Source organism: Sorangium sp. So ce726, assembly GCF_051521405.1.
Taxonomy (GTDB): Bacteria; Myxococcota_A; Polyangia; order Polyangiales; family Polyangiaceae; genus Sorangium.
Map to the genome: position 1 here is coordinate 12,522,481 of NZ_CP150349.1, position 16,396 is coordinate 12,538,876.

Annotated in this window: 12 protein-coding genes; 6 read left to right on the plus strand and 6 right to left on the minus strand. The window is 69.9% G+C overall.

Annotated elements, in window-relative coordinates:
* Positions 1–85: 85 nt before the first annotated feature.
* The 5 genes from WME79_RS46645 to WME79_RS46665 form a co-directional block, all read right to left on the minus strand.
* Positions 86–712 carry a hypothetical protein gene (locus WME79_RS46645; RefSeq protein ID WP_437528756.1) on the minus strand — a complete coding sequence of 209 codons (627 nt, stop codon included), beginning with the start codon at positions 710–712 and terminating at the stop codon, positions 86–88.
* Positions 713–910: 198 nt separating this feature from the next.
* On the minus strand, positions 911–1,687 hold the full coding sequence (locus WME79_RS46650; protein WP_437528758.1) for a hypothetical protein: 777 nt from the start codon (positions 1,685–1,687) through the stop codon (positions 911–913).
* Positions 1,688–1,972: 285 nt separating this feature from the next.
* Entirely contained in the window at positions 1,973–3,091 is a 1,119-nt protein-coding gene (locus tag WME79_RS46655) for an ABC transporter ATP-binding protein (protein WP_437528759.1), read from the minus strand.
* Positions 3,088–4,503: an oligopeptide/dipeptide ABC transporter ATP-binding protein gene (locus WME79_RS46660; RefSeq protein ID WP_437528761.1), complete on the minus strand. Its 1,416-nt coding sequence runs from the start codon at positions 4,501–4,503 to the stop codon at positions 3,088–3,090. Before WME79_RS46660 ends, WME79_RS46655 begins: the two co-directional genes overlap by 4 nt.
* Positions 4,500–5,201, minus strand: a complete 702-nt coding sequence (locus WME79_RS46665; RefSeq protein ID WP_437528762.1) for a DNRLRE domain-containing protein — start codon at positions 5,199–5,201, stop codon at positions 4,500–4,502. The genes WME79_RS46660 and WME79_RS46665 overlap by 4 nt, the downstream gene beginning before the upstream one ends.
* 302 nt (positions 5,202–5,503) lie before the next feature.
* On the opposite strand from WME79_RS46665, the gene WME79_RS46670 reads away from it, so the two are divergent.
* The 4 genes from WME79_RS46670 (at position 5,504) to WME79_RS46685 (ending at position 14,014) form a co-directional block, all read left to right on the plus strand.
* A complete protein-coding gene (locus WME79_RS46670) occupies positions 5,504–5,941 on the plus strand; it encodes a hypothetical protein (protein WP_437528764.1) in 438 nt (145 codons plus the stop codon).
* Positions 5,942–6,494: 553 nt separating this feature from the next.
* The gene (locus WME79_RS46675) at positions 6,495–12,890 is read left to right on the plus strand and encodes an RHS repeat-associated core domain-containing protein (RefSeq protein ID WP_437528767.1); all 6,396 of its coding nucleotides are present in this window, start codon (positions 6,495–6,497) and stop codon (positions 12,888–12,890) included.
* Entirely contained in the window at positions 12,891–13,328 is a 438-nt protein-coding gene (locus tag WME79_RS46680) for a DUF6896 domain-containing protein (RefSeq protein WP_437528769.1), read from the plus strand. It abuts the gene before it with no gap.
* A gap of 233 nt (positions 13,329–13,561) precedes the next feature.
* On the plus strand, positions 13,562–14,014 hold the full coding sequence (locus WME79_RS46685) for a hypothetical protein (RefSeq protein ID WP_437528772.1): 453 nt from the start codon (positions 13,562–13,564) through the stop codon (positions 14,012–14,014).
* A gap of 18 nt (positions 14,015–14,032) precedes the next feature.
* Here WME79_RS46685 and WME79_RS46690 read toward each other — a convergent pair whose 3' ends face one another.
* Complete coding sequence (locus WME79_RS46690; RefSeq protein WP_437528775.1) at positions 14,033–14,935, minus strand: LysR substrate-binding domain-containing protein; 903 nt, start codon at positions 14,933–14,935, stop codon at positions 14,033–14,035.
* Between the two features lie 76 nt (positions 14,936–15,011).
* Here WME79_RS46690 and WME79_RS46695 point away from each other — a divergent pair, with 76 nt between their 5' ends.
* Positions 15,012–15,872 carry an aldo/keto reductase family oxidoreductase gene (locus WME79_RS46695; protein WP_437528778.1) on the plus strand — a complete coding sequence of 287 codons (861 nt, stop codon included), beginning with the start codon at positions 15,012–15,014 and terminating at the stop codon, positions 15,870–15,872.
* Between the two features lie 221 nt (positions 15,873–16,093).
* A complete protein-coding gene (locus tag WME79_RS46700; RefSeq protein WP_437528781.1) occupies positions 16,094–16,378 on the plus strand; it encodes a hypothetical protein in 285 nt (94 codons plus the stop codon).
* Positions 16,379–16,396: the final 18 nt, after the last annotated feature.

The window sequence follows — 16,396 nt, forward strand, 5'->3', positions numbered from 1 at the left end:
CAGAAAGCCCGGGCGACCCGGCGGAAGCCGCGGCGGCGCCGCCTCGCGCGCCGGGGATCCCCTGCGGGAGCGCCGGCGCGCGAGATCAGCGGACGATCTCGATCGGCAGCTTCGCCGTCACGGAGCCCTGCTCCTGCCCGTCGAACGTCACCTCGACATCGTAGGTCCCCGGCGCGAAGAACTCGTCTTCCGGGTTGTCCGTGTCCGATGGCCCGCTCCACTGCCGCCCCGACCAGGAGATCGTGTGCGTCGCCGCCGTCGCGTCGACCTGCACGGTCGCCGCGTCGTCGGGAGCGCAACACCCGGTGTCGCAGAGGCAGTACTGCTGTGGATCTCCCGCCGTCGACAGCCCGGTGATCTGGTACGTGACGAACGAGCGCGGATCCGCGCTCGGCACGACGCAGTGCCCGCACCCGTCGGAGGCCGCGATCTCGATCGGAGGGACGCTCGAGTCGGTCGTGACCGTGTAGACGAACTCCGCTGGCTCGCCCCTCCAGTAGACGCAGCGGCTCGACTCGATCGATATCGTCACGCCCGGGATCGTGCCCTGGACGTCGCGCACCGCGCACGGCTCGGCCCCCGGCGGCAGCCCGCGGTCGCCGCCGGTGCTGCTGCTCGCGCCGTTACCGCCGCTCCCGCCGCCCTCCTTGCCGCCGCCGCATCCGGTCGCGCACGCAGCAGACAGCAAGGCTATCGCCAGAGCTCGAAGCATGTCGTTTGCCATTCCCTCACCTCTCCCTCCTTCGCGCCACGCCGCCTGTCTGCGGCGGCGCGCGATCGGCAGCAAGGGAGATGCTCCGCGAAGCGCGTGCGGGCTCCGGAGGGACAGGCCGTGGCTCGCGCCACCCCGGGGCGTCGGCTGTGCCACCCTGGGCCGCACCCTGCCTGCCGGCTTCGCCTCAGCCGTGCTTCAGGGGGCGATCTCGAACGGCAGCTTCGCCGTCACGGAGCCCTGCTCCTGCCCGTCGAACGTCACCTCGACATTGTAGCTCCCCTTCGAGAAGAAGGCGCCCTCCGGGTTGTTCGTGTCGGACGGCCCGGTCCACTGCCGCCCGGACCAGCGGATCGTCTGCGTCGCCGTCGTCGCGTCGACCTGCACGGTCACCGCCTCGTCGGGAGCGCAGCAGCCCACGTCGCACAGGCAATAGAGCTGCGGTTGCGGATTGGCGCCAAACGAGACGCCGCTGATCTTGTAGGAGACGAACGAGAGCGGATCGCTCGTCGGTTCGACGCAGCGCCCGCAGCCGGTGGAGGCCGCGATGTCGATCGGGGGGACGCTCGAGTCGGTCGTGACCGTGAAGATGAACTCCGCCGGCTCTCCTTCGTAGTAGGCGCACCGGCTCGACGCGATCGAGATCTTCACGCCGGGGATCGTGCCCTCGACGTCGCGCACCTCGCATGGCCAGTCCGGCAGGGCGCAGCGGCTGCCGTCGCCGCAGCCGCCGGTGCCGTCCTCGCCGCTGTCGTTGTCGCCGCCGCTGCCGCTGTTGTCGCCGCCGGTGCCGCCGTTGTGGCCGCCGGTGCCGCCGCTGCCGCTGTCGTCGCCGCCGCTGCTGCTGCTGCTGGCGCCGCTGCCGCCGTTGCCGCCGCTGGCGCCAACGCCGTCATTCACGCTGGTCTTGCATCCCATCAGGCACGCACTGGACAGCAGGGCTGCCGCCAGCACGCGAAGCACGTCGCTCGTCATCGCATCACCTCGTGGCTCCGCCACCGAACCTCGCGCGCGGCGGCGCGGGGCGTGCAGCAAAAGGGATGCCTCGCGCGGCAAGCGCAGCTTCCCGCAGGAGCGCCTCGGGTTCGCGGCACCCCGGATCTTCGATTGTGCCAGTTTGGGCCGTGGTGGGCTGTGAGCTGCTGCGCTCGCAGGGCGCCATTCCCGGCGAGCCAGCTATTCCGGGGCATCCCGGCGACATTTCAACGCAACAACCAGCGGCCGGCCCGGCTCATCCAGCGATGCGCCGGCGCGCCGCCGTCACTCGATCTCGGGGTACCAGCACGCCACGCGGTGGCCGCTGCCGGGGACGAGCTCTTCGAGCGGCGGGATCTCGACGTCGCATTTGCCCTCTTCGGCCTTCCGGCAGCGAGGGTGGAACACGCAGCCGTCGGGCGGGTTGATCGCGCTGCCGGGCGCGCCCGGGAGCAGGCGGCGCGCCTTGCTCCCCCGCTCGATCGACGGCGTCGCCTCGAAGAGCGCGCGCGTGTACGGGTGGTGCCGCCGCCCGGCCACGCCTTGCGTGGGGCCGATCTCCACGATGCGGCCGAGGTACATCACCGCGACGCGGTGGCTCACGTGCTCGACGACGCGGAGGTCGTGCGAGATGAACAGCAGGCCGAGCGACAGCTCGTCCTGGAGCTCCTCCAGCAGGTTGACGATCTGGGCCTGCACCGAGAGGTCGAGCGCGCTCACGGGCTCGTCGCAGACGATGAAGTCCGGGCGCACGGCGAGGGCGCGGGCGATCGCGACCCGCTGCCGCTGGCCGCCGGAGAGCTCGTGGGGGAAGCGCTCCATCATGTCCGGCCGCAGGCCGACCTTCTGGAGCGCGCCCTCGACCATCGCGGTCTCCTCGTCGCGGCTCCTCGCGAGGCGGTGGATGACGATGCCCTCGCCGACGATCTCGCGCAGCGTCATGCGCGGGTTGAGCGAGCCGTAGGGGTCCTGGAAGACGATCTGCATCCGCCGGCGCATGGCCCTCAGCGCGCGGCTCGACAGGGCGCTCAGGTCCTGGCCGTCGAAGAGGACCCGACCGACCGTGGGCTCGATGAGCCGGAGCACGAGGCGCCCGAGCGTGCTCTTGCCGGAGCCCGACTCGCCGACCAGGCCGAGCGTCTCGCCCCGGTGGACGTGGAAGGTCGCCTCGACGACGGCCTGCACGAACGACGGCTTCGCGAAGGCGCCGCGCTGCACCGGGTAGAACTTCGAGAGCCCCTCCGCCTGGACGAGCGGTCGCTCGCCCGGCGCGCTCTCCGCGCCCTCCGGGGGCGCCGCGGCTGCAGGTTGCGGGGGCGCCGCGGCGGTGGTGTGCAGCTGCGCCGCGGCGGCGCCGGGCTCGTCGCGCTGGGTGGGCGGCAGGGATCCGCTGTCGCGCGTCACGAGGCGCCCTCGTTGCCCGCGCGCCCCGGGCCCGTGAGGAGGAAGCAGCGCGCCGCGTGGTGCCCCGCGCCGGGCGGGACGGCGTACAGCTCCGGCGCCTCGGCGCGGCAGCGGTCGAACACGGCGTCGCAGCGGTCCTGGAAGCGGCAGCCGCGCGGCGGATCGCGCAGATCGGGCAGCGCGCCCGGGATGGTCGGCAGGCGGAGCGAGCGCTCGCCGCGCACGCGGTGCGGGCGGAGCCCGCGCGCCGGGATGCTCCTGAGGAGCGCGCGCGTGTACGGGTGCGACGGCGCCGCGAGCACGTCGCGCGCCGGCCCTTGCTCGACGACGACGCCGGCGTAGAGGACGACGATCTCGTCCGCGAGCTCGCCGACGACGGCGAGGTCGTGCGCGATGAGCAGGAGGCTCATCGACGACTCTGCCTTGAGCCGCTCGAGGAGGTCGAGGATCTGCGCCTGCGTCGTCGTGTCGAGCGCGGTGGTGGGCTCGTCGGCGATGAGCAGCGAGGGCCCCGGCGCGAGGGCCATGGCGATCATGACGCGCTGGCGCATCCCGCCGGACAGCTCGTGCGGGTAGCTGTTCGCGCGGACCTCGGGCTCGGGGAAGCCGACCTTGCGCAGGAGGTTCACGGCGTAGAGCCGGGCGTCGCCGCGGGACATGGGCCGGTGCAGCCGGATGGCCTCGGCGATCTGGGCGCTGACCGTGTACACGGGGTTCAGCGAGGTCATCGGCTCCTGGAAGATCATGCCGATCTTCCCGCCGCGCACGGCGCGCATCTCGCGCTCGCTCAGCGAGAGGAGGTCCTGGCCGTCGAGCTCGATCGAGCCGCCGTCGATGGACGCGTAGGGCGCGGGCAGGAGCCGCAGGATGCTGAGCGCGGTCACGGTCTTGCCGCAGCCCGACTCGCCGACGAGCGCCACGGTGCGCCCGCGCGGCACCGTGAACGAGACGCGGTCGAGGGCGCGCGTGACGCGGCCGTCGGCGGCGAACGACACGCGGAGGTCGCTCACCCGGAGCAGCGCGGGCGGCGGGGCCTCCTCGGGCGAGAGGGGCGGCGCGGTGCGGGGCAGCGGGAGGGGGCGCCCGCTCACCGTCGAGCGCTGGGTGACGGCGGGCTCGTCGTCGTCGAGCGGGCCCCGCGCGAGGGCGCCGTGGGTGACGGCGGAGGCGCTGGGCGTGGGAAGAGCGCCTGCGGTCGGCGTGGTGGGCGCGGGAGGAGCGCCTGCGTTCGGCGTGGCGGGCGCGGGGAGAGCGCCGGCGCTCGGGGCGTCGGGTGTAGCCGGGGCGCTGGGCAGGGAAGGCGCGCTGGGCACGGGCAGCCTTCTCTCGCCCAGCTCGTGGCGGATCAGGGGAAGCGGGAGCGAGTTCCGCGCGCCGAGGTCGTCGTCCTCGTCGTCCTGGCCGTTGCTCACCGAACGTACACCTCGAGGCGGGGGCCGACGCCCTGGGAGATGCCCATCGAGTAGGCGGCCCCGACGGCGTCGCTCCCCGGCGCGAGGATGGCGATGCCGTGGTCGTCCTTGCGCCGCCTGGCCCAGTCGCGCACGAGCGAGGTGACGTCGATCCGCAGCGGCGTCGCCGGTCGGGGCCGCGCGATGGCGGCGGCTTCCGGGATCGACAGGCGCGGCTGCCGGCCCCACGTCGCCGTCTCGGAGCGCCACGGCTCGAGGATGCGCGCGACCTCCAGGGTGAGCGCGCGCTCGGCGGGGGGCGCCATCGGGGCCGGCTCCAGCACGACGAAGGCGCTCGCGATGTCGGCGCCGACGCCGAAGGTCGGCGAGAACCGGAGCAGCAGGACGACTTCACCGCCCCCGGCGCGTCCGAGCGCGACGGCGTCGGGGACGCCTGGCGTGGCCGCGGCGTCGTCCTCGACGAGGACGGCGAGGTCCTCGGGCGGGAGCAGCACGCGGCGCGCGTCGAGAGGCGCGGGGAGGGCGCTCGCCGGCCGGCAGCGCCCGGCGACGCAATAGCCGGCGCCGCAGACGCCCGCGCCTGCGCACACGCCCGCGTTCTTCGCGGGGCCGCCGCCGCAGCCCAGGAGCGGCGGCGCCGCGACGAGCAGGGCCACGGGCGCGAGGGCGGCGAGCAGACGCACAGCGGGGGCGACCATAGCAGACGGCGGCCCGGGTAGGGCGGCCCGGTGGCGGGGGCGGGTCGTGGCGGGGGTGGTGGCGGGCGCGGCGCGCAGGGGGGCGGCGCATCCGAAGCGGGGGCGCGCGCTCGGGCGTGGAGGGGGCGTGGACGGCGCCGACGCGCCCGAGAGGTGCGCGTGGCGGGCGTGCGCGGGGACGCTGTCCGAACGGCGTGGTGGGCGAGGGCGCCGGGAACGCGCGCGTGCCGAGAGGCGTTGCCGGTGAAGCGCGTTGCGATCCCTGTTGTCGGGCCGCGGCCGCTCTGATGGGATGCCGTGTCGTGCGCGTTCGAGCCATTACCTTCCTGAGAGCGCTGTTGATCGTGGCCGCCGTACCTGCGGCGTTCGCTGCCTGCGGAAAGAAGGCGCCGCTCGGGTCTCCGTGCCGCGCTGACGACGACTGCGCTTCAGGCCTCGCCTGCCACCGCGAGCAATGCCTGCACGAGGGGAGCGCCCGGCGCCTGCGCGACGAGGAGCAGCGCGCCTCGGGCGAGGGCGGAGCGCGGAAGGTCGGCGACCGCATCGAGGTCGAGTGGAAGGGGTCGTACAAGTCCGCCCTCATCACCGGCGTCGTCGCCCCCGGCTCCTACCGGGTCCACTTCGATGGGTACGACGCGCAGTGGGACGAGGTCGTGACGGAGGCGCGCATCAAGGGCGGCGCGCGCTCGGGCCCGGGACAGAGGGCCGCGCTGCCGGCGGCGAGCAGCACGCCGCGCTGAGCGGCGGAAGGCGGCGCTCGGAGCACCTGGAGCTCGGCCGCGAGGGTCGGGAGCGGTGGTGCGGGGGTAGCTGAGCTGCTTCTGATAACCGCCACGGGAGCGGCGAGGGTCGCTGAGCTGCTTCTGATGACGGTGACCGGAGCGGCGAGGGCTGTTGGACTTGCCGCCGAGATGGGGACCGCGAGGGTGAGAGCTGAGCTGCTGCCCGAGGCACGGGACGGGTGATGCGAGGCAGCTGAGCTTCTTCCTTCACGGACCGGACCAGTGCCGTGGTGGCATCCGAGGTGTCGCTATGGCACCGCACCGCCGGGAGCGAACCGCGCCCAGGTCGCGGCGCGGCACCGCAATGGCCTGCGCCCTGCCGCAACGGATTGCGGTCACGGTCCTACTGAGGAGCAGGCGGCGCGCCCCCACAGCATTGCTCGCCCGGTGGCCGGTAGGTAGTCGGTAGATCGAGCGCTTACGTTGGGCCTCTGGCCCCATTCGTGCCAAGCGCGGCCGCGCGACCGGGTGCGTGGGTCAACCACTCAGGGCAGCGGTCACGGAGATTGTGATGAAGAAGCTCCTTTGTGCGTGGGCGCAGCTCGCCCTGCTGTCGGCGCTGACGATGCTGTCGTGCGCTGGCGACGACGTGAGCCAGCTCGGTCCTGTCCAGCAGGCATTCAACGAGCAGGCCTTTAACCTGGTGGATCCTCCCGAGCCGCCGGAGGTGATCTCGTTGCCCGAGACACCGATCGTCGCCGGCGCGGACGCCGGTTATTTGCCAGGGTCGGGCCAGGTCACGCCGGACGGGGCGTACACCTATCGGCTGCCGATCGACGTGCCGCCGGGGCGAGGCATCGAGCCGCGCCTCGCCCTCACATACTCGAGCCGCGCCGGCGACGGCTGGGTGGGGGTAGGGTTCTCGCTCAGCGGTCTCTCATCGATCCTGCGCTGTCACAAGACGATCGCCATCGACGGCGTGGCCGACGGGATCGACAACGACGCGACCGATGCCTTCTGTCTGGACGGCCAGCGGCTCGTGAGCGTGCGCGGCGCTTACGGGGCGGACGGCACCGAGTACCGGACCGAGGAGGAGAGCTTCACCCGGGTGATCTCGTATGGCAGCCCGCGGCCGGTGCGCTTCCGGGCGTGGCTGAAGGACGGGCGTATCCGTGACTACGAGCAGGGCGGGCCGCTCGACTTCCGGATGACGAAGGAGCAGGACCGATTCGGCAACACGGCTTCCTACATCTACGCGGACTTTGAGGGAGCTGACCCAACGAAGGGCCCGACCGAGCTCCTGCTCGATCGAATCGAGTACCTGGGCCATCGGATCGAGTTTGGCTACCGCAAGCTGGGCGACGGACAGAAGCGGGGCGGCGGCCGGTATGGCTGGGCGGAGCTCTACACGGCCGGCACCTCTCGATACCGGAGCGAGTTGCTGAGATGGATCGCCGTCTATGGGCCGAACCCGAACGACCAAGGGCTGTTGTGGCGTTACGAGCTCGACTACGAGGGTGGCCCCGAGGACAGCCCTGACACGGCGCGCTCGCGTCTCGTGGAGGTAAAGCGCTGCGGTGGGCTCGGCGGCTGCTTCCAGGCGCGGCGGTTCAAATGGTCTTCCCGTCACGGCGACTGGTTCAAGGAGGTTCCGCTCGATGAGCACCCCTGGCTGACCGACGCCGACCACCCGATCGTGCTGGACGTGGACGGCGATGGCAAGGATGAGGTGCTGCTTGAAACGGCGGATCCAGCTGCGCCTTACGTCCTCTTGAGCAGCCGCTCCGCGGATGCACCGCTGGGCACGAAGGTGGCCCTCGCCGGCGGCATCGGGAGCTCGCCGGCCTTCGAAGGCGCGGGGTTGAAGAACGCGAAGGCGGTGGATGCCGGAGGGGACGGCCGTAACGAGCTCTTTACCTGGAACAGCCGTACAGACCAGTTCGAGATGTATGCTTGGACGGGCAGCGGTTTCGCGCCGACCGGGACAACGGTGCCTATATCGCCCGACCTCGAATCGGTCGCGACCGGAGTGGAGCCCTTCCACTTCGCTGACGTGGATGGCGACGGGCTCGCCGACTTGGTGAAGCTCCTCGACAACGTGGTGGATGGGATCTACGAGCCGAAGTTCATCATGCGGCGCAACCTGCCGAGCGGCGAGTTCGGCTACGCGGAGGAGACGGGAATCCCTGTCCTCGCGGCCGATGCGTTCGAGTTCACGTCCGTCGCGCTCGACGTGCAGGGCGACGGGCGCGCAGGTCTGTGGCAAAAGGGGGCAACGCAGGCGTATTATCCGGATGACACCGGTGGGTTCAGCGCCGTGGAGATCAGCATGGCCGCCGATGGTTCGCTCATCGACGTGGTCATGGCGGATCTGAACGGGGATGGTCTCCGGGACCGTGTCGCGGTCGTGCTCCGCCAGGGGAACGCGACCGTTCTCGACGTGGAGTGGAACTCGGGCAAAGGATTCGTCTACCGCCGCGGGTACTTAGGAGGCAACGTGGCCAGGCACCCCGGCACGCTTCAGGTGGCTGATGTCGATCTCGATGGGCGCGACGACCTCATCGTCATCGGCAACGATGCACCGGGAATCGAGATCGCCCGGCTGCACGCGACGCCCCGCGAGGATTTCGGCTCGATTTGGAGGACCAACAGGATCGCGGCCCCTTCGGCGCGGATCGCCGCCGCTCGGCACGGCGATTTCAACGGCGATGGGCTGCTCGACCTGATGTACCTCGCCGAGCGGTGCGTGAGCTCCACCGAGAGTCCGACGTCCGATTGCAGCTCGGGCACCAAGGTGGGGAGCCTGCGTGTGCTCATCCAGCAGAGCACGGTCATTGACGTGGTGGAGGCGGTCCTGGACGAAGGCGGCACACCGCGGGAGGAGATCGACTACGCCCGGCAGTGGACGGACGCGCCGGAGGCCGCGACGTGCGCGTATCCTCAGGTGTGCCACCGGCGCGGATTCCCGGTGGTCCGGAAGCAGATCGTGCACGGGGGCACGGGCACCCAGATGTCGCGTTACTTCTCGTACGAGGATCCGCGCTCGGATCTGCGGGGTCGGGGCTTCCTTGGCTTCGGGAAGGTCCGGGTCTGGGAGCCACAGATCCCGCGCGAGACGGTGACGACGTTCGATCACGCGACGCGGATCGGAACGCGGTATCCATTCGCAGGTCGTCCCGCGACCGTGATGGTTGCGACCCCGGTGCTCGAGAACGATTCCGACGGTCCGACGGCGAAGCCGTCCAGGGTGATGGCGCGGGTCGAGCGCAAGGCGATGTACTACGAGGCGCGCGAGCTGAACGGCGGGGCGACGCAGGCGGTGTTCCCGCGGAGCTGGATGAGCGAGGAATGGGAAGAAGAGGTGGCGATCGACTGGTTGCCTGAGCGAGGCGTCCACATCGCGGAGATCGACGGCTCGGCGCAGGCGCCGCTGCGGATGCGCCTTGGATCGACCCGGTTCGACGACTGGGGTAGCCTGGAGCGAGAGGTGACCGAGACCGTGGGCGGGGTGAGCACGGTGGTGGAGAGGGGGTATGAGCACCGGGTGGAGCCGTGGCTCCTCTCGTTGCCAGCGTGGGAGAAGGTGACGTCGACGACGCCCGGGGGGACGGACTCGACGGAGCGGAGCGTCTCGTTCGACTTCAACGAGGCGGGTAGGATCGAGCGCGTGGTGGTCGAGCCGCTGGAGCTGTCGGATCCGGAGCCCGACGTGACCGCGACGGTGCGCTACGACTATGACGCCGAGGGGCTGTTGCGCTGCGTGACGCAGACGGCGCTGGGGGTGCCGCCGCGGCGCGTACACATCGCGTACGACGGGACGCCGGGCCACACGGCGCCGAGCGTGATCTGGAACGACCTCGGGCAGGCGCAGTGGTTCGCGGTGCACGCCGGGTACGGGGTGGTCATGGCGGAGATGGACGCGAACGGCGTGCAGACGAGCCGTGTCCACGACGATCTCGGGAGGCTCGTGAGCCGGCGGACGGAGGGGGCCGGCGAGCAGGCGTTGAGCTACGAGCAGCGGTCGGATGGGGTCACGCTGCGCACGTCGGACGGGGGTGGGGCGAGCGGGTTCGTCGAGCTCGATGTCGCTGGCAGGCCGTGGCACGTCGGCCATGTCGGGCACGACGGCGCCACGCTGACGAGTGAGACAACGTATGATGTCGTCGGCCGCGTCATTGCGAAGAGCCGGCCGGCGCGTCGTCTCGACGAGGCGCAGCGGACCCGGCAGGCCTTCGACAGCCTCGGGCGGCTGCTGAGGGTGGTGGGCCCTGACGGCGCGACGTCGCGGTACGCGCACTCGTTCTTCGAGACCACGGCGTCGGACCCGAGGGGCAGCCGTACGAAGCTCGTTCGGGACCTCGACGGCCGCATCGTGCAGAGCACGTCGTACCTGCTCACCGCGGAGCTGTCCGCCACGAGGGTCGACCGCCTCGTCGCTGTCCCGGCGATCGAGGTGACGACGCGCTACGCGTACGGTCCGTTCGACCAGCTCGAGCGCATCCTCGATCCCACGGGTAACGTGACCGAGATCGACTACGACGTGCGGGGGCGGCGGAGGTTGCTCGTCGATCCAGACAAGGGGACGACGCGCTTCCATCACAACGGTCTCGGGGATCTCTTCCGGAAGGTGGAGGGCGGGGACGAGACCATCTACGAGCATGACCTCATCGGCCGGGTCCACCGGATGACCGACGTCGATGGGGTGACCGAGTACACGTGGGACACGGCGGCGCACGGGGTGGGGCGCCTCGCAGCCACGACGAGCCCGGACGGGACCACGACAGGCTACCTGTATGACGAGCACGGCCGGCTGGACTCGCTGATGTGGATCGTCGACGGCGAGCCGTTCAAGGCGTGGGCGAAGTATGATGCGCACGGCCGGCTGGAGACGGTGGCGTACCCCGAGGTGCCAGGGACGCCGCGATTCACGGTGAAGCACACGTACGACAGCCGAGGTTATCTCGAGCGCATCGCGGACGTGACGGCGGACCCGGCGTCTGCAGGAGAGCTGCTGTGGAGGGTGACCGCGCGCAATGACGATGGGGCGCTGTCGAAGGCCACGTACGGGAACGGCGTGAGAATGACGCGCTCGCACGACCCCGTCACGGGTCGGTTGAAGGCGGTGGAGCAGTGGTCGGGGGCGGACCTCCTGTCATCGCTTCACTACGAGTACTACCCGGACGGCCGGGTGAAACGCCGCTTCGCGCCGGAGGACGTTCGGAGCGAGAGCTATACCTACGACACGCTCCACCGGCTGCGCATGTGGAGCTTGACGGTCGGCAAGGTGCATCGGGAGACCGAGTATCGCTATGACGTTCTGGGAAATCTGAAGCGGGTGCTGGTCGGCGGGCAGGTGCGAGAGAGCAACGACTACCTGGATGTGCGACCGCACGCGGTCTCGTCGAGCCTCGACGGCAGCTTCTTTTACGACGCGCGCGGGCGGCTGGAGCAGGATCCTGAGCGAGAGATCCGGTACACGACGTTCGACCTTCCCCGGGAGATCACGACGGCGGGGGGCGTGACGCGGTTCGACTACGATGCGATGGGCGCGCGGGTGCGGAAGGCGGGCCCGTCGGGGACGACGGTGACGGTCGGCGGGCTGTACGAGCGGCGTCAGGGAGCGGAGGGGACGCAGCACGTGTTCCTCGTACCGGGGAGCGACGGGCTGATGGTGGCGCAGGTGGTGGTGAAGGAGGGGAGCGCCGAGCGTCGGGTGCAGTACCTGCACCAGGACGCGCAGGGGAGCGTGACGCTGATGACGGACGCGGCGGGTGGCGCGCCCAGGTCATTGCGTGCGTACTACGAGCCGTTCGGGCGGCGGATCGAGCGCAGCGGCGCGCCGCTGGACGGGCCGACGGGGGAGCTGCGGCTAGGGCTGACGGGGCACGAGCACGATGACGAGCTGGGGCTGATCAACCTGAAGGGCCGGATCTACGATCCGAAGCTGAAGCGTGTGTTGACGCCCGATCCTGTGGTGTCGGCGCCGCTGTTCGGGCAGAGCTACAACCGGTACAGCTATGTGCTGAACGACCCGCTGAACCTCGTGGACCCGACGGGGTATGAGCCGACGGGGCCTGACTGCACGACGTGTGGTGTCTGGGTGCCGCCGCCGGACGGGGGCGGCGAGGGGATCACCATCGTCTCCGGTGGCGGCGGAGGCAAGGATGGGACCTGGGGTGATGGCCAGAACGTGGAAGAGCCGCCGCGGCCTCCGCCGATCGTGAGGTCGGACGTGGACGGGTTCCAGAGCGCCGGCGACGGGCCGATGCAGGAGAGCTTGCTGGTGCAGCTGTTGAACGAGCGTGCGCGGCAAGACCGGCTGTTCTACGAGGGGTTGCAGCGGGACACGTTCCGGGTGACGCAGTGGGCGATGCTGGGCGCCGGGGCGGCGCTGCTGGTCTGGTCGGGGGGCTGGGCGCTGCTCGCGATCGAGGAGCTGTCGGTGCTGGGGAGCACGATCGGGATGACGTCGACGCAGATGGCGGCGGCGAGCTCGGCGAGCTTCACGCTGAGGGCGGTGCCGGCGCTCCTGGGCGAGGTCTGGGTGATGGAGGGGCTGAGCCAGAACGACCCGGGGAGGATCGCCGATGGGCTCGTGATGGTGGCCTCCGGGGGGGCGACCTTCGGCGAGGGGCTGGGGTCGGGGCCGCGGGCGGGTGGGGGCACAGGGGCCCGGCTCGTGAATCCTCGAGCGCTCCGCGCCACCGAAGAATTGTCAAGCAAGAGCCAGGCCGAGAAAATGAGCAAATCCATGGGTGGCAAGAAGGGGTTCGGCCCATTCGATCCGATTGATGCGATCGAAGCTGACGGTGCCCTATATATCGTTGACGGTCACCATCGACACAGCGCTGCGATTAAAGCGAAGCTCAGAGAGGTTCCAGTGATGGTGCAGCCGGTGTCTTCTGATGAAGAAGCGCGGCAGTTGTTTCGCAGTTGGGTATCTACTCTGAACGACAAGGGATTCTAGATGGTGACTGGAGACGCGGTTCAGCTCCTCTCGCGGTTTGCGTCATTGCAGGGGCGTCTGGTGCGGAAGTTCTTAGAGCTGTATGAGCCAAAGGATCGAGAGCGGTTTCGCGATGTGCCTAATGGAACGCTGTCGATTGAAGGTGCGACATGGACGCATCGGCGTCATGGGGCGGGTGTCGCCTTCACGGGTATTAACAACGTCAGAGTGAATGCCCATGTTGGGATGAATGAATACCCGGAAGGGATCGACGGAGGTCGGTTTTTTGAGTATCTTGAGTCAATTGGTATCTCGGTTGTGGATTTTGCTGGCATTGAATACAATGTCACGATGTGTGATATGGATAAAATGGTGGATGAGCTGTGGCGGCGTGGGATCCTTCGGGCGGTCACGACAGAGGGGCGATTTGCGCATCGACTCTTTGTCCTATGTTGTTGAGTATTGAAACCATGCCACGGGACGAGTTGGGAAGGGCGAGGTCCACGCAGAGGCAGGTCTTGCAAAGGCCGGATTTCGAAGATTGTCCAGACGTAACCACACCGCGTCGGGACGCTTGGCGTGGTCGCGGCATCGTCGTCCTCGACGAACACGGAGAGGTCCTCGGGTGGGAGCAGCACGCGGCGCGCGTCGAGGGGCGCGGGGGCGCTCGCCGGCCGGTGGCGTCCAGCGACGTGGGATGCCGTTTCGTCCGGATTCGAGCCATTACCTTTCTCAGGGCGCTCGTGATCCTGGCCGCCGTACCTGCGGCGTTCGCTGCCTGCGGAAAGAAGGCGCCGCTCGGGTCTCCGTGCCGCGCTGACGACGACTGCGCTTCAGGCCTCGCCTGCCACCGCGAGCAGTGCCTGCACGAGGGGAGCGCCCGGCGCCTGCGCGACGAGGAGCAGCGCGCCTCGGGCGAGGGCGGAGCGCGGAAGGTCGGCGACCGCATCGAGGTCGAGTGGAAGGGGTCGTACAAGCCCGCCATCATCACCGGCGTCGTCGCCCCCGACTCCTACCGGGTCCACTTCGACGGGTACGACGCGCAGTGGGACGAGGTCGTGACGGAGGCGCGCATCAAGGGCGGCGCGCGCTCGGGCTCGGGGCAGAGGACCGCGGTGCCGGCGGCGAGCAGCACGCCGCGCTGAGGGGCGGAAATTCCATGACTATTTGCTGTCCGCGCGGATGAAGTCCACGAACGCGCGAAGCGCGGCGGGCATGTGGCGGCGGCTCGGATAATAAAGAAAGGGGCCCGAGAAACGCGACCACCAGCGCTCCAGGACCGGCTTCAAGGCGCCGCTCTCGAGGTGCGGATGCAGCCAGTCCTCGAACCAGTAGACGAGACCGGTGCCCGCGATCGCGGCGTCCACGAGGAGGTCCGTCGCACTCCCGAGGCTGCCGACAAGCGGGCCGGTCGGGTCGACCTTCACGACCTCGCCGTCGCGCTCGAATTCCCACGGGCACAGCGCGCCGTTCGGGAAGCGGCCGCGCAGGCATGCGTGATCGAGGAGCTTGCGCGGATGGGTCGGGCGCCCGTGCCGCTCGAGGTAGGCGCCCGACGCAGCGAGCGCCAGGCGCTGCTCGCGCTGGCCGATCGGGACCGCGATCATGTCTTTCTCGAGCGTCTCTTCGTAACGAATGCCAGCGTCGCAGCCCGCGGCGAGGATGTCGACGAGCGTGTCGTCCGCCGTCACCTCGACGCGGATATCGGGATATGCGGCGAGGAACGGCGGCAAGATCCGTGGGAGCACGAGCCGCGCGGCGACGACGGGGACGTTCAACCGAAGCGTGCCGGCCGGCTTTTCGCTCGAGCTCTTCACGACGTCGAGCGCCGCTGCGATCTCGGCGAGCGCAGGGCCGAGCCGCTCGAGGAGACGCGCGCCGGCCTCGGTCGGCGCGACGCTGCGGGTCGTCCGATGAAGAAGCCGAACGCCGAGCTCGCCCTCCAGCCGGCGCACCGCCTCGCTCGCGCTCGACGCGCTCGTGCGGCTCGTGCGGCTCGCCTCGCGGAAGCCGCCGGCGCGCGCCACCGCGGCGAAGACGCGGACGTCGTCGAGATCCACTGTCATTGTTCGCCTTTCCGTACAGGCCGTGCTGATTCCAGGCCCTTATCATACACCCCGTCGTCGCCTACCGTCGACAGCCATGACGAATCTAGCCAAGGTCGGGACGTTCAAGATGGGCAGTCGCACGGTGAAGCGCTTCGGGTACGGAGCCATGCAGCTCGCCGGGCCGGGCGTGTTCGGACCGCCGAGAGACCGCGATGCCGCGCTCGCCGTGCTGCGCGAGGCGGTGAAGAGCGGCGTCGATCACATCGACACGAGCGACGTGTACGGGCCGCACGTCACGAATCAGATCATCCGCGAGGCGCTGCACCCGTACCCGAGCGATCTGGTGATCGCCACGAAGGTCGGCGCAAAACGCGGCCCACAGGGATCCTGGGAGCCGGCGTTCGCCGCCGAGGACATCACGAGCTCGGTCCACGACAACCTCCGGAATCTCGGCGTCGACGCGCTCGACGTCGTGAACCTGCGCGTCCTGTTCGACGCGCAGGGACCCGCGGAAGGCTCGATCGAGGCGCCGCTCTCCGCGCTCATGAAGCTGCAGCGCGAGGGCAAGGTCCGCCACATCGGTCTCAGCAACGTGACCGCGAAGCAGGTGGAAGAGGGGCGCGCGATGACCGAGATCGTGTGCGTGCAGAACCTGTACAACCTTGCGCACCGGCAGGACGACGCGCTCATCGACAGCCTCGCCGCGGCGGGCATCGCGTACGTGCCGTTCTTCCCGCTCGGCGGCTTCTCGCCGCTCCAGTCCTCGACGCTGTCCGACGTCGCGCGCCAGCTCGGCGCGACGCCGATGCAGGTCGCGCTCGCGTGGCTCCTGCGGCGCTCGCCGAATATCCTTCTCATTCCCGGGACGTCGAGCGTCGAGCACCTGCGCGAGAACCTCGCGGCGGCAGATCTAGAGCTGTCCGATGACGCGATGAAGGCGCTCGACTCTATCTAGAGTAGTGGAGCGTTCGACAAGCCTTTTCCGGTTCAATCTCCGCCGGATTCCAGCAAGACTCGAACCCAAAAATCGACATCGCCCTGTGCCCAGACTGGCTCCCCCACGTTCTTCCTAGGGCGAAGGGGCCGGCGACAACGGCGGGCCGCTTCCGGGGCGCCGCGCTGCATGGGCCGGCCGGCTCCCCTCCATCCACACGTTGCGAGCTGCAGAGCTGGACCATGCGCAAGACTTATCTCATGGCGTCAATTTTCGTTGCGACCGCGCTCCTCGCGGCCGGCTGCAAGACGGGGACATGCGCGGATGCCGTCGAGCACGCCGAGGCCTGCGGGGTCGACGGCCTCGAGCTCGAGGACGATCTCGTCGGCTGCTCCGAACACGAGGCGTGTCGCGCGTCGTGCGTGCTCGACGCGCCCTGCGACGAGATCAAGGCGTCGTTCGCCGGCGGCACGGACCGCAGCACGGAGGCCTGGCGCTGCTACGAGCAGTGCCCCATCTCTGATTGATGGCCATTCTACCGATCG